General features: G+C 64.1%; 18 protein-coding genes and 2 pseudogenes. 3 read left to right on the forward strand and 17 right to left on the reverse strand.

Annotated elements, in window-relative coordinates; genetic code table 11:
- From ACQKQA_RS16785 to ACQKQA_RS16795, 3 genes and pseudogenes are all read right to left on the reverse strand, one after another.
- Positions 1-337 (reverse strand): hypothetical protein (locus ACQKQA_RS16785; protein WP_427559666.1); only part of this gene is annotated, 337 nt, incomplete at its 3' end.
- A 265-nt stretch (positions 338-602) separates the two neighbouring features.
- Complete coding sequence (locus ACQKQA_RS16790; RefSeq protein WP_427559669.1) at positions 603-1,064, reverse strand: phosphate-starvation-inducible protein PsiE; 462 nt, start codon at positions 1,062-1,064, stop codon at positions 603-605.
- Positions 1,065-1,182: 118 nt separating this feature from the next.
- Positions 1,183-1,428 (reverse strand): annotated as a pseudogene (locus tag ACQKQA_RS16795) (phosphate-starvation-inducible PsiE family protein); the annotation flags it as partial.
- Positions 1,429-1,717: 289 nt separating this feature from the next.
- Between ACQKQA_RS16795 and ACQKQA_RS16800 the strand changes: the two are divergent.
- Positions 1,718-1,966, forward strand: a pseudogene (locus ACQKQA_RS16800) (YebG family protein); the annotation flags it as partial.
- A gap of 166 nt (positions 1,967-2,132) precedes the next feature.
- On the opposite strand, the gene ACQKQA_RS16805 reads toward ACQKQA_RS16800, so the two are convergent.
- From ACQKQA_RS16805 to ACQKQA_RS16820, 4 genes are all read right to left on the reverse strand, one after another.
- Positions 2,133-3,242: a dihydrolipoamide acetyltransferase family protein gene (locus ACQKQA_RS16805; protein ID WP_427559672.1), complete on the reverse strand. Its 1,110-nt coding sequence runs from the start codon at positions 3,240-3,242 to the stop codon at positions 2,133-2,135.
- A 10-nt stretch (positions 3,243-3,252) separates the two neighbouring features.
- A complete protein-coding gene (locus tag ACQKQA_RS16810; RefSeq protein ID WP_427559674.1) occupies positions 3,253-4,239 on the reverse strand; it encodes an alpha-ketoacid dehydrogenase subunit beta in 987 nt (328 codons plus the stop codon).
- Positions 4,232-5,326 (reverse strand): pyruvate dehydrogenase (acetyl-transferring) E1 component subunit alpha, encoded by a 1,095-nt coding sequence (pdhA, locus tag ACQKQA_RS16815; protein ID WP_427559677.1) that lies wholly within the window; start codon positions 5,324-5,326, stop codon positions 4,232-4,234. The genes ACQKQA_RS16810 and pdhA overlap by 8 nt, the downstream gene beginning before the upstream one ends.
- Positions 5,327-5,425: 99 nt before the next feature.
- A complete protein-coding gene (locus tag ACQKQA_RS16820) occupies positions 5,426-6,445 on the reverse strand; it encodes a Leu/Phe/Val dehydrogenase (RefSeq protein ID WP_427559680.1) in 1,020 nt (339 codons plus the stop codon).
- 184 nt (positions 6,446-6,629) lie between these two features.
- On the opposite strand from ACQKQA_RS16820, the gene ACQKQA_RS16825 reads away from it, so the two are divergent.
- Positions 6,630-7,433 carry a SirB1 family protein gene (locus tag ACQKQA_RS16825; RefSeq protein WP_427559683.1) on the forward strand — a complete coding sequence of 268 codons (804 nt, stop codon included), beginning with the start codon at positions 6,630-6,632 and terminating at the stop codon, positions 7,431-7,433.
- A 95-nt stretch (positions 7,434-7,528) separates the two neighbouring features.
- Here ACQKQA_RS16825 and ACQKQA_RS16830 read toward each other — a convergent pair whose 3' ends face one another.
- The 4 genes from ACQKQA_RS16830 to hmgA all read right to left on the reverse strand — a co-directional run bounded on the left by ACQKQA_RS16830 (position 7,529) and on the right by hmgA (position 12,357).
- Complete coding sequence (locus tag ACQKQA_RS16830) at positions 7,529-8,908, reverse strand: MFS transporter (protein WP_427559686.1); 1,380 nt, start codon at positions 8,906-8,908, stop codon at positions 7,529-7,531.
- Between the two features lie 185 nt (positions 8,909-9,093).
- Positions 9,094-9,732, reverse strand: coding sequence for a maleylacetoacetate isomerase (maiA, locus tag ACQKQA_RS16835; RefSeq protein ID WP_427559690.1), 639 nt, complete (start codon positions 9,730-9,732; stop codon positions 9,094-9,096).
- A 12-nt stretch (positions 9,733-9,744) separates the two neighbouring features.
- Positions 9,745-11,049 (reverse strand): fumarylacetoacetase, encoded by a 1,305-nt coding sequence (gene fahA, locus ACQKQA_RS16840; protein ID WP_427559693.1) that lies wholly within the window; start codon positions 11,047-11,049, stop codon positions 9,745-9,747.
- Positions 11,050-11,052: 3 nt separating this feature from the next.
- Entirely contained in the window at positions 11,053-12,357 is a 1,305-nt protein-coding gene (gene hmgA, locus ACQKQA_RS16845; protein WP_427559695.1) for a homogentisate 1,2-dioxygenase, read from the reverse strand.
- Positions 12,358-12,523: 166 nt separating this feature from the next.
- On the opposite strand from hmgA, the gene ACQKQA_RS16850 reads away from it, so the two are divergent.
- The gene (locus ACQKQA_RS16850) at positions 12,524-13,315 is read left to right on the forward strand and encodes an IclR family transcriptional regulator (RefSeq protein ID WP_427559698.1); all 792 of its coding nucleotides are present in this window, start codon (positions 12,524-12,526) and stop codon (positions 13,313-13,315) included.
- Positions 13,316-13,722: 407 nt separating this feature from the next.
- On the opposite strand, the gene ACQKQA_RS16855 is transcribed toward ACQKQA_RS16850, so the two are convergent.
- The 6 genes from ACQKQA_RS16855 to ACQKQA_RS16880 form a co-directional block, all read right to left on the reverse strand.
- A complete protein-coding gene (locus tag ACQKQA_RS16855) occupies positions 13,723-14,082 on the reverse strand; it encodes a hypothetical protein (RefSeq protein ID WP_427559701.1) in 360 nt (119 codons plus the stop codon).
- 115 nt (positions 14,083-14,197) lie between these two features.
- Positions 14,198-15,109 carry an SDR family oxidoreductase gene (locus ACQKQA_RS16860; RefSeq protein ID WP_427559704.1) on the reverse strand — a complete coding sequence of 304 codons (912 nt, stop codon included), beginning with the start codon at positions 15,107-15,109 and terminating at the stop codon, positions 14,198-14,200.
- A gap of 169 nt (positions 15,110-15,278) precedes the next feature.
- On the reverse strand, positions 15,279-16,181 hold the full coding sequence (locus tag ACQKQA_RS16865; protein WP_427559706.1) for an alpha/beta fold hydrolase: 903 nt from the start codon (positions 16,179-16,181) through the stop codon (positions 15,279-15,281).
- Positions 16,181-16,963 carry a class II aldolase/adducin family protein gene (locus tag ACQKQA_RS16870; RefSeq protein WP_427559708.1) on the reverse strand — a complete coding sequence of 261 codons (783 nt, stop codon included), beginning with the start codon at positions 16,961-16,963 and terminating at the stop codon, positions 16,181-16,183. Before ACQKQA_RS16870 ends, ACQKQA_RS16865 begins: the two co-directional genes overlap by 1 nt.
- Before the next feature lie 153 nt (positions 16,964-17,116).
- Positions 17,117-17,803, reverse strand: coding sequence for an LrgB family protein (locus ACQKQA_RS16875; RefSeq protein WP_427559710.1), 687 nt, complete (start codon positions 17,801-17,803; stop codon positions 17,117-17,119).
- On the reverse strand, positions 17,793-18,179 hold the full coding sequence (locus tag ACQKQA_RS16880) for a CidA/LrgA family protein (protein WP_427559713.1): 387 nt from the start codon (positions 18,177-18,179) through the stop codon (positions 17,793-17,795). Before ACQKQA_RS16880 ends, ACQKQA_RS16875 begins: the two co-directional genes overlap by 11 nt.
- Between the last annotated feature and the right edge of the window lie 7 nt (positions 18,180-18,186).

The following is an 18,186-nucleotide window of genomic DNA, read 5'->3' on the forward strand; positions in this document are numbered from 1 at the left end:
CTTCCAGCTCTTTTTCGAGATTGTGAGCAAACTTATTCCGCAACTGATTCAAATGTTTCAACGGTCTTGCCAAATTTGCAGGTAAACCTGAAGCGATTGCTGCAGTCAATTTTTCGTTGAAATACTTCAGAAGTTCAGCTTTATTTCCTTTACCGGTAGTAAAAAACTCTAGGTTTTCTGGAGGTATCCTTTCACTAAGGTAAACGCTCAAAAATCTTTCACAAATAAGCTGGAGACGTAATACGCAAGCTGCCTCATCATTCTTCGCTATCAGATCCGCATATATACTTGGATCAACAAATTTCACCAAATCATGATTAACTTCAACGTAAGCCATAAATCCCTCTATGCAATTTCACCTTTCAGTTACAGACTTATAACACAAACATGATTAACATGTAAAACACATCCAATCAAACATCCGCATGACTACAGGATCAATTACTACTTGAGAAAATTTCAGAATTTACTTATTACTGCCCCCTCAACAACCTGTCCATTCGCATCGACAACCGTACTCGAGGGCACCCCTGTTATAAACCTTTATCAAAGGCAGTGATAGCAGAGGCAAAAACCCTTATATACCTGCCCCTGCCAAGATCTTAGATTTCTTTCCCACTTGAATCTATAGCTTTTGTCGAGGGATATTTAAAGGATGCAAATCGGACAACAAAAATTGAGAAAGCAAGTAGCAAAATCCCACCACAAACATACAAAAGTCCAGCATCAGGATCTTTATGGTGTGACACATCACCAATTAACAACCTTGTCAAAGCAGTAATAGCAACATAAAGAAGAAACCTAATTGGCATATGATTTGTTTTAAAATAAATACCTACCATTGCCCCTAACTCTAGGTAAATGAATAGCAAAAGGATGTCGTCAACACTGACACTGCCTTCGCCTAGCATTCTAATAAAGGTAACAACGGCAGCATAGGCGGTGATAGCTCCAATGCCAAACAGGGCTAGATAATGGAAGGCCTCAACACACAGATTCCCCAGAGAATCAGCCGAGCAATGAAGGTTTTTGCGGAGCTTGTCAGCCCAATTCAGGTTATCCATTTTCTACCGCTCCAATCAGATACAACACCAAGACGATGAAATGCAATACACAGGGTCAGGCAGCCAGAAGTCCGTTTCGGCTTGGTTTTGAGTTTATTTCGAGTGTTAGTAACGTTGGGTTGGTCTTGAAGTAGATGCCGACCATGGCGCCCAGTTCGAGGTAGATGAACAGCAGGAGAATGTCGTCGATCTTGATATGGCCCTGCTCGAGCATCCCGAGGAATTCCATCACCGCCGCCCAGGCCGTCACCGCGCCGATGGCGAACAGCGCCAGGTAGTGGAACGACTCGACGAACAGATTGCCCAGGGACTCGGCCAGATGATGGACGTTCTGCCGCAGTTTCTCGGCCCAATTGATTTTCACGATGGTTCTTCCTTAGGTCGCTTCGACCGGATGATGCGGGTTGGACGTGACGGTTGTTCTGCATGCAGAAAAAAGGCCAGCGTCGGGGTGTGAGATGGCGATCGGGGGCGGCTGGACACTTCTGTGGGCTTGCCCGCGATTGGATCGACGCCGATCAACTGACAAACCTCGAAACCCGGCTACATTGAAAAGCCACTATTCAAGGCGAAGAGATTCGCTTATCCTTCTCGCTGTATATAAATACAGTAGTAGCAAAGACCCATTATCGTGAAGGCATGTGAGGTGGTGAATGGCCGTCGAAGTGGTATACCGCAGCAGCCGAGATCTGGAGCGCTTGTTCATGGATAAAGCCGAAGCTGACCGTCATGACAAAATGCTCGAACTGGCTGAACTGCTGGCGCAAGTGTTGCAAAAAGCCGTGCCGTCCCTGACCGAGCAGCAAGTGGAAGAAGCCGGGATCTACATGGCGAAGAACCGCGATGTGTTCGCCAAGGCCTTCAAGAGCCAACCGGACGCCCTGTCCGAACTGCTCAGCGAGCCTGTTGTGGCGGCCGTACCCGAGGCTCCCGCGGCAGCCTCCGAACCGGCGGAACCCGCAGCTGCGGCCAAGCCCGCCAAGGCGAGCAAAGCCGCCAAGTAAGCCGGTTGCGAATCGAGAAGGCCCTGGGTTTCCCGCCCAGGGCCTTTTTCATACCTGTGGAAAACTACGCCTCGGGTTGCTCCAGCGCCTCTACCAATACCTTGAAAAACCGCGCGGCCTCCCCACCGGTCACCACCCGGTGGTCGAAGGTCAGGGACAGCGGCAACAGCGGATGCACCGCCACCGCGCCGTTCACCGCCACCGGTTCATCGCGGATCGCTCCGGCGGCGAGGATCGCCACTTGCGGCGGCATCACCACCGGGTTGGCGTAACGCCCGAACAGGGTGCCGAAGTTGGACAGGGTCAGGGTCGCGCCCATCATTTCCTTGGGCGGAATGGAGCGGGCCTGGACATCGGCGCGCAAACGCGCCACTCCTTCCTTGAGGTCCGCGGCATCGCGCTGGCCGACGTTGCGCAGCACCGGCACGAACAGGCCGTCGGGGGTGTCCACGGCGATCCCGAGGTCGAGGTGCCGATGCTGCTTGAGCGACAGGGTCTTGCCGTCGAACGCGCTGTTGAGCACCGGCTCCACCGCACAGGCCGCCGCCAGCGCCTTGGCCAGGCGGATCAGCGGGTCCCGGGCCTGCCCCCAGCGATACAGGTCGGCGTCGGCGAAAATCGTCACCGGCACCACCTCGGCATGGGAACGGGCCATGTTCAGCGCCATGCTCCGGCGTACCCCGCGCAGCCGGTCGCCACCGAAGCGCTCACGCTCCTGCTGCGCGGCGCTTTCCACATCGCTGCGGGTAATCAGCCCGTCCTTGGCCGAACCCCTCAGGGCATTCACATCCACCCCCAACTGCCGGGCCAGCTGGCGCACCGCCGGCGTGGCGCGCACCGCCATGTGTTCGCGGGTCGAGGGCGCGGCGCCGACAAAGAACCGGTCCTCCTGGCCGGCCCCACCGCCGTCGAGGCGTCCGACCACGGTGCCGGCATCCGCCTCGCCTTCGTAGCCGAGCAAGGGTTCGCCGACATGCAGGATATCGCCCGGGGCACCGTAGGTTTTCGCCACCACCCCGTCATAGGGCGCGGGAATGTCCACCAGGGCCTTGGCGGTTTCCACCGACACCAGCAACTGGTCGGCTTTGACTGTATCGCCAGCCCTGACGTGCCATTCGACGACCTCCGCTTCCTGCAGGCCTTCGCCCAGATCGGGCAGTTTGAAATATTTCATCGCGGCCTCCTCAGGCAAAATTCAGGGTGCGGTCGCAGGCGTGGAGAATGTCTTCGACGCTAGGGATGTACAGCGACTCCAGGCGATACAGCGGCGGCGGAATGTCCGGCGCGGTGACCCGCAGGATCGGCGCCTGCAACTCCAGCAACACCCGCTCGTAGAGGCTGGCGGCGATTTCCGCGCCGACCCCGCAAGTACGCGGCGCCTCATGCACGATCACGCAACGCCCGGTCTTGCGCACCGAGGCTTCCAGGGTGTCCAGGTCCAGGGGCTTGATGCTGGCGACGTCGATCACCTCCGCCGACACGCCCTGCTCGGCCAGCGCGCTGGCGGCCTGCAAGGTCTCGACGATGCTCGCGCCCCAACTGACGAGAGTGATGTCGCTGCCTTCGCGCAGGGTGAAGCAGCTGTCCAGGGGCAGGCGCTTACCGTCGTCCACCAGCGGTTGCGGGCTCATGCGGTAGAGCCGGGCCGGTTCGAGAAACAGCACCGGGTCGGGATCGTCGATGGCTGCCAGCAGCAGGCCGTAGGCCCGCGCCGGCGAGGACGGCACCAGCACCCGCAGCCCCGGAATATGGGCGAACAGCGCCTCGGTGCTTTCACTGTGGTGCTCCGGCGCGCGAATGCCCGCGCCCATGGGGGTGCGCAGCACCATCGGGCAGGTGAGGCGACCACGGGTGCGGTTGCGCAGGCGGCTGGCGTGGGAGATCAGGTGCTCCATGGTCGCGTAGATAAAGCCCATGAACTGGATTTCCACGACCGGCTTCAACCCCTGGGCAGCCATGCCCACCACCAGCCCGCCGAGCATGGTTTCCGCCAGCGGCGAGTCGATCACCCGCTTGAAACCGAAGCTGTCCCGCAGCCCCAGGGTGGCGCGGAACACCCCGCCGTTCACGCCGACGTCCTCACCCAGGACGATCACGTTCTCGTCCTCGGCCATGGCCCGGTGCAGCGCCAGGTTCACCGCCTCCAGCAGGCTGAATGTGCCGTTACTCATGGCCCGCACCTCCCCTGCGCCGCGCCAGCCGTTCGAGGAACATCTCGCGCTGCTCGGCCAGGGCCGCCGGCCACTGCGCGTAGACATGCTCGAGTACCGATTCGGGGGCCTGGGTGCCTGCCGCATCGAAGTTGTCCACAGCCTGCTGCACCAACCCCTGGCATTCCGCGATCAGCGCCTGCTCGCGGTTTTCGTCCCACACCCCCTGCCCGGCCATGAAACGTTGCATACGCTTGATCGGCTCTTCCAGCCAGGCCTGCTTGACCTCGTCCGCGGCCCGATAACGGGTGGCGTCGTCGGCAGTGGTGTGGTCGCCCAGGCGATAGCTCAGGCACTCCAGCAGCACCGGGCCCTTGCCATGCCGGGCGCGCTCCAGGGCGGCCCGCACCCGGTCGTACACCGCCAGCATATCGTTGCCGTCGACCTGTTCGCCGTGGAAGCCGGCACCTATGGCTTTCTGCGCCAGGGTCGGCGCGCCGCACTGGATGCGCCGCGGCACCGAGATCGCCCATTGGTTGTTGTTGATCACGAACACCACCGGCAACTGCCAGGCGCCCGCCACATTCAGGGCTTCGAGGAAGTCGCCCTTGCTGGTGGCGCCATCGCCACAGGTGGTCACCGCCACCCGGTGCTCGCCACGGATCTTGAACGCGCTGGCCACGCCGCAGGCATGCAGGGCCTGGGTGGCAATCGGCACGCAGATCGGGAAGTCCTCGGCCGCCGCCGGGTCGGCGAAGTCGCTGCCGCGCTCGTCGCCGCCCCAGTACAGCAGGATCTCCTCCATGCGCACTCCGCGCATCAGTTGCACGGCGGTGTCGCGGTAATAGGGCACCAGCACGTCTTCGGCGCGCATCAGGCTGCCGATGGCCACGCCTATGGCTTCCTGGCCGAGGGTCGGCGCGTAGGTGCCGATGCGGCCAGTGCGTTGCAGGGCTACGGCCTTCTGGTCGAACAGCCGGGTCAGGACCATCTGCCGGTAGAGCCGGGTCAGCAGATTGAAGTCGTCGGCCCAGGCCGGCAGGTCGCCGAGCAACTGGCCGTCCGGAGACAAATGGCGGGTATAGGGCAACGTGACCTTGTGGGACATCACAGGGCTCCTGGCACGCCGGGTCAGCGTGCAGTTGTCGCGCCCCGCGCTTGTGGCCCGGGGCTTACAAGGCGCAATGGCCGGGTAAGGCCTGCGCGCCTAGCGGTACAGCACACGCTCCGCCAGGTCGTCGGCCACCCGCGCCGGGGAGCGCTTTTCGGCCTGGGCGTGGGCGAAGACTTCGGTGAGGCGCTGGCTGATCTTCGACAGATGGGCAGTGATGGTCGACAGTTCTTCGCCGTGATGCTTGAGCGAGACGTAGATCAGCCCGCCGGCGTTGATCACGTAGTCCGGGGCATACAGGATGCCGCGATTTTCCAGCTGGTCGGCGACCTGCAGGTTGGTCAGCTGGTTGTTGGCCGAACCGGCCACCGCCGAGCAGCGCAGTTGCGCCACGCTGTGGCTGTTGAGCACCCCGCCCAGGCCGCAGGGCGCGAGGATGTCGCACGGGGTGCTGAGCAAGGCTTCGTGGGCGATCGGATGGGCGCCCAGTTGCTCCATGGCCAGTTGCACCTTGCCGGGGTCGATATCGCTGACCAGCAGTTCGGCGCCCGCCGCATGCAGCTGTTCGGCGAGGGCGAAGCCGACATTGCCCAGGCCCTGGATCGCCACTCGCAAACCTTCGAGGTTGTCGCTGCCCAGGCGCGCCATGGCGGTGGCACGGATGCCGGTAAACACTCCCATGGCGGCATGGGGCGCCGGGTCGCCGGAGGCCGTGGTGCTGGTGACATGCCGGGTCTGTTGCGCGATGCAATCCATGTCGGCGACCGAGGTGCCGCTGTCGATGGCGGTGATGTAGCGGCCGTCGAGTTGCTCGACACAACGGCCGAAGGCTTCGAACAGCGCGGCGCGGCTTTCGACATGGGGCGGACGGATGATGACGGCCTTGCCGCCGCCGTGGGGCAAGCCGGCCAGGGCGGCCTTGTAGCTCATGCCCTGGGCCAGGCGCACGGCGTCGACCACGGCACTTTCGTCGTCGGGGTAGGCCAGGTAGCGGCAACCTCCCAGGGCGGGCCCCAGGCGACTGCTATGAATGGCAATCACCGCCTTCAACCCGGTGGCCGGATCGACGCTCAGGTGCAGCGATTCAAGGCGAGTGCTTTGCATGAGAGCGAACATCGTAGGGCTCCCGAATCACTTCTTGTAGTCGCCAGTATAGGCTTGTGCATGAAAATTGCTGGAGCGCGCGGGAATAAGCCTGGGGGCCTTTGCGGGCTTTAGGAAATAACCTGCTACGGCATGTGTGCGGCACTGGACGAACGCCGGCGACGGGGCTAAAACGAGGCATTCGCCGGAGATTTCGATGAACCCGCGCCAAGCTTTCTTCGCCTGCCTGCAACAGTCCCCACCCGCGTTTTTCGAGGCGGCGCTGTGGATTGCGGCCGAACACAATGCCGAAGTCTCGCCCGGGGCATTGCTGCAGGATTTCCAGGAGCTGCAACAGCGGGTCAGCAGCGGCTTGCCGCTGTTGGCGGTCAGCGAACTGGGCCAGCCGCTGCTGCGGCGCCTGAACGACCTGGGTTTCCAGCAAGACGAATTCCTGCCGTTGCGGCCCCAGGCGGCGCTGCTGGACAAGGTCCTGGCCACCCGCCGCGGACAACCGCTGGTGTTGGCGCTGATCGCCCTGGAGCTGGCGCGGCGCCTGGAAATCCCCATGGTCGGGGTCAACTTCCCCGGGCACTTTCTGTTGCGCGTGCCCGGCGCCGACCATCTGCTCGATCCCTGCGGCGGTCGCCGCCTGTACCCCCACGATTGCCGTGAACTGCTGGAACGCCAGTACGGGCCGAACATCAAGCTGGCGGCCGAGCATCTGGCCACGGCCAGCCCGCAGCAGATGCTCCAGCGCCTGTCGCGCAACTTGCGCCAGCTGCACCTGAGCCACGACGACCATCTCAATGCGCTGATCGACGCCGAACGGGTGCTGGAACTGGGCAACGGCATCGCTTCCGACTACCTGGCCCGCGCCAGTCTCTACCAGCGCCTGGAGTGCCCCAATGCCGAACGCTTCGACCTGGAGCACGCCCTGCTGCTCAGTGAAGACCCGATCCAGCGCCTGCGCCTGACTGAACGCCTGGGGCACCTGCCGCCCAACAGCATCGTCCATTGACCCGCTTCTGTAGGAGCGAAGCTTGCTCGCGATAGCGTCCGGCCTGACACACCGCGTCGCCTCCATCGCCGGCAAGCCTGGCTCCTATAGAAACCTCAGCGTTGCTCGCGGGCGAACTTCACCGCCAGCGCATCCTGCTGTTCAGGGGTAGCGACCGGGCCAGCCTCGGGCGAACGCACCTGGATGATCAACAGCGCCGCGATCACCGCCGGCACCGCGCAAAAGAAGAAGATCTGCTGCACCGGGATGTGCATCGCCAGCAGCAGGCTGCCAAACAGCGGCCCGAGGATCGAACCGAAGCGCCCGACGCCCAGGGCCCAGCCGGTGCCGGTGGCGCGCACCTGGGCCGGATAGAAGTTGCTGGCAAAGGCGTTGAGGGTCAGTTGGCCGCCGATGATGCAGAAGCCGGCAGCGAAGACGAAGGCCACCAGATAACGCGGGTTGTCGTGGTTCAAGCCCAGCAGCAAGGTGCACAACGCAGCACCGGCCAGCACCGCCGAAAGCAACCGCACTTTGCGTTGCAAGCGGTCGGCGAACCAGGCCATGCAGATCGCCCCCAGGGTGCCGGCGAACAGGAACATCGAAGTCACCAGGTTCGCCTCGTTCAACCCCAGGCCGCTTTCCAGCAGCAGCGACGGCAGCCAGCTGATCATGAAATACAGCAGGATCAGGCTGACGAAAAAGGTCGACCAGATCAGCAGTGTCGGCCGCGCGTAACCATGGCGGAACAACTCGATCACCGTGAGCGTGCTGCCCTGCCCGGCTTCGTTCTGCTGGGCCGAGGCGGCCGGCGGCTGCCAGTCCGGCAGCATGCGTGCGGTGACTTTGCGCAGGCGCGCATAAGGCGGTGGGTCGCGCAGCAGGCGCGGCAAGGACTCGGGCAGGAACCAGACTAGAAACGGAAACAGCAACAATGGCGTGACGCCGCCGGCGAGGAACACCGCCTGCCAGCCGAAGCGGTCGATAAACCCGGCGGCGACAAAACCGCCCGCCGCACCGCCAAAGGAAAAGCCGCAGGCGGCCAGGGTCACCATCAGGGTGCGCAGGCGCGGCGGCGAATACTCCGACATCAGTGCCATGGCGCTGGGCATCGCTCCGCCCATGCCGATGCCGCAGATAAAACGCGCGGCCATCAGGGTGTTCAACGAGTCGGCGAACACCATCAGCACCGTGAGGCTGGCGTAGATCAGCACGCAGGCCAGGAGGATCCGTCGCACGCCAAACCGGTCGGCCAGCGGGGTCACCGCCAGCGAGCCCAGGGTCAGGCCCAGCAGGTTGGCGCTGAACACCGGACCGAACGCGGCCTTCTCCAGGCCCCAGTCCTGGGCCAGGGCCGGCACCACATAACCCAGCACCTGGGCGTCGTAGCCGTCGGTGACCAGCAACAGGGCCAGAAGCAGAAGAAGCAACCACTGATAACGCGACACCGGACGGGCGTCGAGCGCCGCCCGGAAACTGGCAATCTGATTGTGCATCGCAAGGTACCTGTTGGTTTTTATAGTTATGGAGCGCCGCGCCTCTGGACGGGCACGGTCAACCTGTAGCCGCTGCCGCAGGCTGCGATAAGGCCAAAGGCCTTCAGCCACCTCAAGATTCACGCCCCTTCGGGGCGATCGTCCGAACGCGGCCCGAACCTACGGCAGCGGCTACAGGGCCCGCATCAGGCGGGTGTATCGGGCTGGTTGGCCGGATGGGCTTGCTGGAAGGCCGGGTGTTCCGCCGCCAGGGCCGCGACCCGGCGAATCCGCGGGTAGGCCTCCAGCGGCACCTTGAAGCGCTCGGCGGCGTACAGTTGGGGAATCAGGCAAGTGTCGGCCAGGCCCGGCTGGTCACCGAAGCAATAGCCCTGCTCGCCGATCAGCTGCTCGATCGCCGCCAGGCCGTTGCCGATCCAGTGAGCGATCCATTCCTGCACCCGGGCTTCGTCGTAGCCCCACTGGCGCAACAGGTTCTGCGTGCCGGAGTTGTGCAGCGGATGGATATCGCTGCAGACCAGCAACGCCACGGCGCGCTCGTGGGCACGGGCCGCCAGTTCCTTGGAGAGCAGCGGCACCTGTGGATAACGTTCCTCGAGGTACTCGATGATGGCCAGCGACTGGATCAGCAGCTCGCCGTCGTCGGTACGCAAGGCCGGCACCCGGCCCTGGGGGTTGATCCGCAGGTATTCCGGCTGGCGGTTGGCGCCGCCGGCGGGCACCAGCAGGTTGACCGGCAGCGCCTGGTAATCCAGGCCCTTGAGCGCCAGCGCGATGCGCACCCGGTAGGACGCGGTCGAGCGGTAGTAGGTATAGAGTTCCATGGCGCGCCTCCGTTAACGGGCTGGCAGGATTTTGCCGCGGCATTCGCCGAAACCGATGGAGGCGAAACCCTCGCGACGGCAGCGGCCGCGCAGGATGATTTCGTCACCGTCCTCGAGGAACTTGCGCACCTCGCCGGACGCCAGCTCGATCGGCTTCTTACCGCCCTCGGTGATTTCCAGCAGGCTACCGAACTGATGGCTCTGCGGCCCTGACAAAGTGCCCGAACCGAACAGGTCGCCGGCCTGCAACTGGCAGCCGTTGACGCTGTGGTGGGCGACCATCTGCGCCACGGTCCAGTACATGTACTGGGTATTGCTCAGGGTCAGGCGGTGGGCCGGCAAGCCTTGCTCGCGCATCGCCGCGGTGAGCAGCAGCACTTCCAGCTCGATGTCCAGGCCACCGGCGGCCTGGTCGCGGTTGTCCAGCAGGTAAGGCAGCGGTTGCGGGTCGCCCTGGGGACGCGGCGCCTGGGCGCGGCGGAACGGTTCCAGGGCTTCGGCGGTCACCACCCACGGTGAGATGCTGGTGATGAAGCTCTTGGACAGGAACGGGCCCAGCGGCTGGTATTCCCAGGCCTGGATGTCCCGGGCCGACCAGTCGTTGAGCAGGCAAAAACCGGCGATGTGCTCACTGGCGTCGCCAATGGCGATCGACTCGCCGATGGCATTGCCCTGGCCGATCCAGATCCCCAGTTCCAGCTCGTAGTCCAGCCGGGCGCACGGGCCGAAGGTCGGCTCGCTCTGGCCGGCGGGCAGGGTCTGGCCTTTCGGCCGGCGCACGTCGGCGCCCGAGGGGCGGATGGTCGAGGCGCGGCCGTGGTAGCCGATCGGCACGTACTTGTAGTTCGGCAGCAGCGGGTTGTCCGGACGGAACAGCTTGCCGACGTTCTGCGCATGCTCGATGCCGACGTAGAAGTCGGTGTAGTCGGCGATCTGCGCCGGCAGGTGCATCTGGCAATCGGCGGCCAGGGGCAGCAGTTTCGCCCCCTGGGCTTCGACCTTCGCCTGCAGACTGCTGCCTTCGCCGAGCAATTCCAGCAGGCGCTCGCGCAGGGCGACGCGGGCCGGGCGGCCCAGGGCGAAAAAGGCATTCAACTGGCCGCCGCGGGTGGCTAGCACCGCAGCCCTGGCCGGGCCCTCGAACAGCCCGGCGTCCAGCGCCGCTTCCAGGTCGAAGATGTGCTCGCCGATGGCCACGCCGCTGCGCGGTGCCCCGCCGTCAAGGCTGAACACGCCCAGGGGCAGGTTCTGCAACGGGAAGTCGGCGTGATCGTTGGCGGAGGCAACCCAGCTGCGGGTGATGGTTGGCTGATTCATGGGTCATTTCCGATTCGGGTTGAAGGTAGCGGGCAGCGAGGCCCAGCAAGCATCGTAGTCGTTCTGCAATTGCGGGCATTCCAGGGCGAACTGGCTCGGGCGCAGCACCTGGCTGGTCTCGAACATGAAGGCCATGGTGTTGTCGATCTTCGACGGCTGCAGCTCGACGTTGATCGCCTTGGTGCAGGTCTCGCCGTCCGGACCGTGGGCGCTCATGCAACTGTGCAGCGAGGCGCCGCCGGGCACGAAGCCTTCGGCCTTGGCATCGTAGGCGCCCTGGATCAGGCCCATGTATTCGTTCATCAGGTTGCGGTGGAACCACGGCGGACGGAAGGTGTTCTCGGCCACCATCCAGCGCGGCGGGAAGATCACGAAGTCGAGGTTGGCCAGGCCATGCACGCTGGTGGGCGAGGTCAGCACGGTGAAGATCGACGGGTCCGGATGGTCGAAGCTGACGGTGCCGATGGTGTTGAAGCGGCGCAGGTCATATTTGTACGGCACGTTGTTGCCGTGCCAGGCCACCACGTTCAGCGGCGAATGATCCAGCTCGCAGCCCCACAGCTCGCCGAGGAATTTCTGCACCAGGGTGGTCGGCTGCTTGAGGTCTTCGTAGCGGGCGACCGGGGTCAGGAAATCCCGCGGGTTGGCCAGGCCGTTGCTGCCGATCGGCCCCAGGTCGGGCAGGCGCAGCGGCGCGCCGTGGTTTTCCGCGACGTAGCCCCGGGCCTGGGCATCCAGCAGTTCCACGCGGAATTTCAGGCCCCGGGGCAGCACGGCGATTTCCAGCGGCTCGACCTCCAGTACCCCCAGCTCAGTGGCGATGCGCAGGCGACCCTGTTCCGGCACCAGCAGCAACTCGCCGTCGGCGTTGAAGAACACCCGCTCCATGGAACGGTTGGCGCAATAGGTATGGATGCTGATCCCGGCGGGTTTCTGCGCCGCCGAGTTGGCGGCCATGCTCACCAGGCCGTCGATGAAATCGGTCGGCTCGGCGGGGATCTCCAGCGGGTTCCAGCGCAGGCGGTTGGGGGTGACCTCACCCAGCGGCCCGCCGGCCAGTTGCCGCCCCAGCTTGACGAACGCCGGATGGTTGGCCGACGGCTGGATACGGTACATCCAGGTGCGCCGCGCTTCGCTGCGAACCATGGTGAAGGCGGTGCCGGAGAAGAGTTCGGTGTAGAGGCCGTAGGGGGCTTTTTGCGGGGAGTTCTGGCCGACGGGCAAGGCGCCTGGCAGGGCCTCGCTGGAAAATTCATTGCCGAAGCCCGACTGGTACACCAGTGCGGACGTCGTGGAATCGCGGTTCATGGAGCCTCCTGGGCGGGGAGATGGCAGCGACCTGCGACTCCACGGGCGGAGCTCTGGGCACGCGTGCGTTATTTTTATCGTAATCCAATTACGGATAACGTAATTTGATTGGTATTGACCGTCAAGCTATAAAGACGCCCATTCGTCCCGGGATCACACCGCCTCCATGGAAAAACCGCGCAGCACCAGCGACAGCAATGGCAAACAGAAAGTCCGTTCGGCCGAGGTCGGCACCGACATCCTCAAGGCCCTGGCCGAGCTCTCGCCCGCCACCTCGCTGTCGCGCCTGGCCGAACATGTGCAGATGCCGGCGAGCAAGGTGCATCGCTACCTGCAGGCGCTGATCGCCAGCGGTTTCGCCGAGCAGAACACCGCCACCAACCACTATGGCCTGGGCCGCGAGGCCTTGCGGGTGGGCATGGCCGCGCTGGGCAGCATGGACGTGTTGAAGGTCGCCGCCCTGCCCCTGGCCGAGCTGCGGGATGAGTTGAACGAGACCTGCTTTCTCGCGGTCTGGGGCAACCAGGGCGCGACCGTGGTGCATATCGAACCCGCCGTGCGCGCGGTGACCGTGGTGACGCAACTGGGCTCGGTGCTGCCGCTGCTCAGCTCGTCCACCGGGCTGGTGTTCGGCGCCTATCTGCCGAACCGCGAAACCGTCGACTTGCGCGCGCAGGAACTGCAGGCCCACGCGCCCCATGCCCTGGCCGACGATCAGGCTTACGCTGCGCTGTGCGAGCAAATCCGCCAGCGCGGTTTGCACCATGTGCACGGCCTGCTGATGCCCGGCGTGGATGCCTTGTCGGCGCCGGTGTTCGACGCCACCGGCAAGATCGCCGCGGTGCTGACGGTGGTCGGCCCGACCTCGCTGTTCCACGCCGACGAAAACGGCCCGGCGGCGCAACGCCTGCTGGCCGCGGCCCACGCGGTGAGCTGGCGCATGGGGTATCAGCCCTAGGCAGCGGCTACGCCCACTCCAACACTTCGCCCAAGCCTCCTCCCAGGCTTGCTGTGAATGCGCCCTCGCAGGGCATGCGCGAGCGGCGTGCACCACTATTGCCCAGGCTGTAACAGTCCTTGTCCCGAATCGCTATTTTTCCTTGGCCGGCCAGCCCTTATTCTGGCCTCGCTCTCACGGCAAAGCGCCACGCAGAGCCGCCCAGGGGTGTGACCGCGCCACCTCGGGGGCAACAGAATTCAGAAGGTTTGAAGCAACGATATTCAGATCTTCACCGGGTGTTCACTGACGTTGATTTGTTGCTCCTTGATCTAACGTCTTCCTTCGGCCGCTGCCTTGCAGCGGCCTTTTTTATGCCTGGGTTTTCTCCAGATTCTTGCCGGCGGGGAGGCCTGGAAGGGAGCGATTCAACCCTGGGTGGGCGCTTCCGGCTCGCAGTGGAATCGATGCAACAGGCGATGGGCCACCGGCGCCAGGATCAGGCCGAAGGCAGCGACGAACACCAGGTTGGTATAGAGGCCGTAACTGGCGAAGAACAGCTTGCCCCCCGCCGTGGCCGGCATGGTCGCCGGCCCGATGCCGCCGAGCATCATCGCTGCGTTGAACAGCGCGTCGTAGCCGCTGATGCCCGGCTCGAAATACAGGTGCCCGGCAATCCCCAGCAGCAGGGAGAAGCCAATCAGCCCCAGGGTGGCCAGGATGTGCAGGAACAGGCGGCGCAGGAACAGCAGGCGCGACAACAGCGGCTGGGTCTTGGATTCGTACATGGGCAGCGGGTCCTTATGCGGTCGATGTTGATCGAGCATAGAGACCAACCCACAAGGAGTACAACCGCGCGGGCCGCGGTTGTACGGAGTGATGCGGGTCAGCCGGCAGGCGGCCTCAGAGCGTGTATTTCTGCAGGTTCTGCATCATCTCTTTCAAGGCCTCGATATTGTCCTTGGGGTGGGCCGCGCCTTCGAAGTCGCAGATCTGCTGCCAGTGGGCGGCGACATCGTCCGGGGAGAAACCTTGGCGCGGGTCAAAGCCCAGGCCCAGGCTGCGCTCCCAGCGCACCTTGCCCATCCAGCCGCCGCCGACCTCGAACAGGCCGGAGGTCTCCTGGCAATTCTCGCTGCCCAGGTACACCACCAGCGGGCTGACCAGCTCGGGTTTGAGTTGCTCGAACACCTGCGGCGGAATCAGCCCCTCGGTCATCCGGGTGCCGCCGGTCGGCGCGATAGCGTTGACCAGGATGTCGTGCTTGCGGCCTTCGAGGGCCAGGGTGCGGGTCAGGCCGTAGAGGCCGAGCTTGGCCATGCCGTAGTTGGACTGGCCGAAGTTGCCGTAGATGCCGGAGGTGGACGCGGTGAAGATCACCCGGCCATAGCCCTGCTCGCGCATATGCGGCCAGGCGGCGCGGGTCACCTTGTAGGCGCCTTCGACGTGGACGCGATACACCAGGTCCCAATCGGCGTCCTCCATCTTGTGGAAGGTCTTGTCGCGCAGGATGCCGGCGTTGTTCACCACCACATCCACCCGGCCGAAGGCATCCAGGGCGTGCTGCACGATCTTGTCGCCGTCGGTCACCGAATCGTGGTTGGCCTCGGCGATGCCGCCGGCCTCGCGGATCTGTGCCACCACCCGGTCGGCCGCCGAGGCACTGGCGCCCTCGCCCTGGGTCGAGCCGCCCAGGTCGTTGACCAGCACCTTCGCCCCATGCCTGGCGAACAGCAACGCATGAGCCCGCCCCAGGCCACCGCCGGCACCGGTGACGATCACGACTTTATTCTCGAAGCGTACAGACTCACTCATACCGAACTCCCGCGGGCCAGATGGACAGGAGCCCGAGTGTCAGGCACGGGGCTCGTGGTCACAATCAACACGGCTGGGGCTGAATGGTGGGCAATAAGGCAGGGGGATGATCGAGGGACGCACCGGCCAGCCCCCGGGAGGTTGGGGACTGGGCCGGTCTATCCCGGCGTCAGGAACAGGCCAGTTGTTGCGGCGGCAACTCGAGGTTTTCGCGAAAGGCCAGATAGTGCTGGAGCACCTGGACCGGTGCCTCGGTCTGCGGGTAATGCCCGATGTCGGTCAGCAGCACCGTATCCGGGTCGGGAATCAGCTCACGGTAACGCTCGACCATGTGCGCCCCGGAAATCGGATCCACCGCCCCGTCGATCACCCGCAGCGGCACCTCGCCCCGCTGCATCGCGCTCACCCAGCGATCGCGCTGCGCCCGGCGTTCGGGAATGTAGCCGATCAGTTTGTGCAGGATCCGCACGCCGCCATTGGCGTTCACCAGGCTCCAGAAATCATCCAGCGCACTTTCGCTGGGCCGGGTCTGCGGGCCGAAAATCTGACCGAAGATCTTCGCCAGGCCTTCACGGCTGAAGGCGCGGCCGAGCATCCAGCCCAGGGGGCTGAGCAGCAGCTTCTGGGTCAGCACCGGCCGATGGGTTTCCGGGAACAGGCCGCCATTGAGGAACACGCAACTGGCGATCTCGCTCCGATCTTCGTAGTGCCGGGCGAGCAGTTCCTGGGCGACGCTGTCGCCATAGTCGTGGGCCAGCAGGTGCACCGGAGCATCGATCCCCAGGTGTTGGAGCAGTGCCTGTTGCAGGTCCGCCTGCTCCAGCAGGCTGTACTCATGCTCCCGGGGCTTGGCCGAGTCGCCGAACCCCAGCATGTCGCAGGCGATCACCCGGTAGCGAAGGGCCAGGGGTTGCCACAGGTAGTGCCAGTCCCAGGCGGCGGTGGGAAAGCCATGGATCAGCAGCAGCGGCTCGCCCTGCCCCGTGGCCCAGTAACGAATGGCCTGGCCGCGAAACTCGAAGCTATGTCCGCGCTGGCGCCACACACACAGAGGAATCTCGGTGATAGCCATCAGAATTTATAACCCGCGTCTTGTTGGTCGAGTTTGCGCAGCAGCGCCGGCCACGCCAGCGCGCCCCCCATGCCTTGAGCGCTCTTGGTGACCCCGGCGATCATCGCCCTGGCCCCGGCGAGGATCTGCGGTTCGATGGCGATCAGTTGCGCCGCGCCATTCTGCGCCAGCACCTGGATCTCGCAGGCACGCTGGAAGGTGAACATCATCAGGAAGGTGTCGGCGATGGTGCCGCCGCAGGTGAGCAGGCCGTGGTTGTGCAGCATCAGGAAGTTGCTGTCGCCCAGGTCGGCCTGCAGCCGGACCTTTTCCTCAGGGTTCAGGGCCACGCCCTCATAGGCGTGATACCCCAGGCTCGAGAGGACGAACAGCGACTGCTGGCTGATGGGCAACACCCCCTGGCGCTGCGCGGACACCGCGACCCCGGCCGCGGTGTGGGTGTGCAGCACGCAGGCCACATCGTGCCGCGCCTCGTGCACGGCGCTGTGGATGGTGTAGCCGGCGGGGTTGATGTCGTAGGGGCTGTCCATCAGCTTGTTGCCGGCCTGGTCGACCTTCACCAGGCTGGAGGCGGTGATCTCATGGAACATCAGGCCGAACGGGTTGATCAGGAAATCTTCGGTACCAGGGACCTTGGCGGAGATGTGGGTGAAGATCAGATCGTCCCAGCCATGCATCGCCACCAGGCGGTAGCAGGCGGCCAGATCGACGCGGGTCTGCCATTCGGCGGCGCTGACCCGGTCTTTCACACTCGATGTCGACTGAACGGAGGATAGGCTCACGGCGATGACCTCAGTGACGGCAGTTTTTATTGTTTTTTTTAGGGCGTGGAAACCAGTCTAGTCAGCCCCTCGGGTTCAGGTAGTTGCATTGGCAGCCAGCTTACTGACCAAACGGGTCAGTGGTCGTTTTTGTTCCGGACGGCGCCGGCAACGTCAAAGCAACGACGCCAATAAAGGCGCGGCGAACAGGTTCAGCAGGCCGGTCAGGACCATCACCAGCCCCGCCACGGAGCCCTCTTCGCCACCGACTTCATGGGCCCGGCTGACCCCGGCGCCGTGGGCGCCGACCCCGAACAGCGCACCCCGGGCCAGGGCGCTGCGCAGCGGCAGCCATTTGAGCAGGACACCGCCGAGCATCGCGCCGAACACCCCGGTGAACATCACGAACACCGCTGTCAGTTCGGGCACGCCCCCCAGGTCGTGGGCCAGCGGCATGGCGAACGGCGTGGTGATCGAACGCGGCACCAGGGACATCGTCACCGCGCTGTCCAGGGCCAGCACCCGGGCCAGCCCGAAGGAACTGGCGATGGACGCCGCGCTGCCCGCCAGCATGCCCAACAGCAACGCCGACCAATGCCGCGCCAACAGCTGCCGCTGCTGCCAGATCGGCACCGCGAACGCCACGGTGACCGGGCCCAGTACCAGCATCAGCCAATGGGTATTGGCGGAGTATTCGGCATAGGCGGTGTGCAGCGGCACGGCGATCGCCAGCAGCAGGGCCGGTACCAGGATCAGCGGCGACAACAGGTAGCGTCCGGTGCGCCGGTAGATCCAGCGGCTGAACAGGTAGGCGACCAGGGTCAGCAGCAGCCAGAACATCGGCATGGGCTCAAGCGTCATGACGCATTCTCCAGCGGCACACCCACTCCACCGTGAACGCGGTGACCAGCATCACCATCAGCGTGCTGACGCCAATCACCAGCAGAATCCGCCAACCGTCCTGGCGCAGCAGGCCGCCATAATCCAGCAGGCTCATCAGCGCCGGTATGAAGAACAGCAGCATCTCGGCCATCAGCAGCCCCGCGCCCATCTGCAGCATGGCCGGCTTGACCCAGCCCAGGGCGAACGCCAGCAACAGCAGGGCCAGGCCGATCACCCCGCCGGGAATCGGCCACGCCAGCCAAACGGCCAGCTGGCAGCCAAACAGATAAATAGCCAACAACACCGCCAGTTCGGATAACAGGCGGCCCAGGCGTTTGAAAGTGGAAGCGTTCATGGCATTC

The organism is Pseudomonas sp. NPDC089530, assembly GCF_050280705.1.
In the GTDB taxonomy this organism is placed as follows: Bacteria; Pseudomonadota; Gammaproteobacteria; order Pseudomonadales; family Pseudomonadaceae; genus Aquipseudomonas.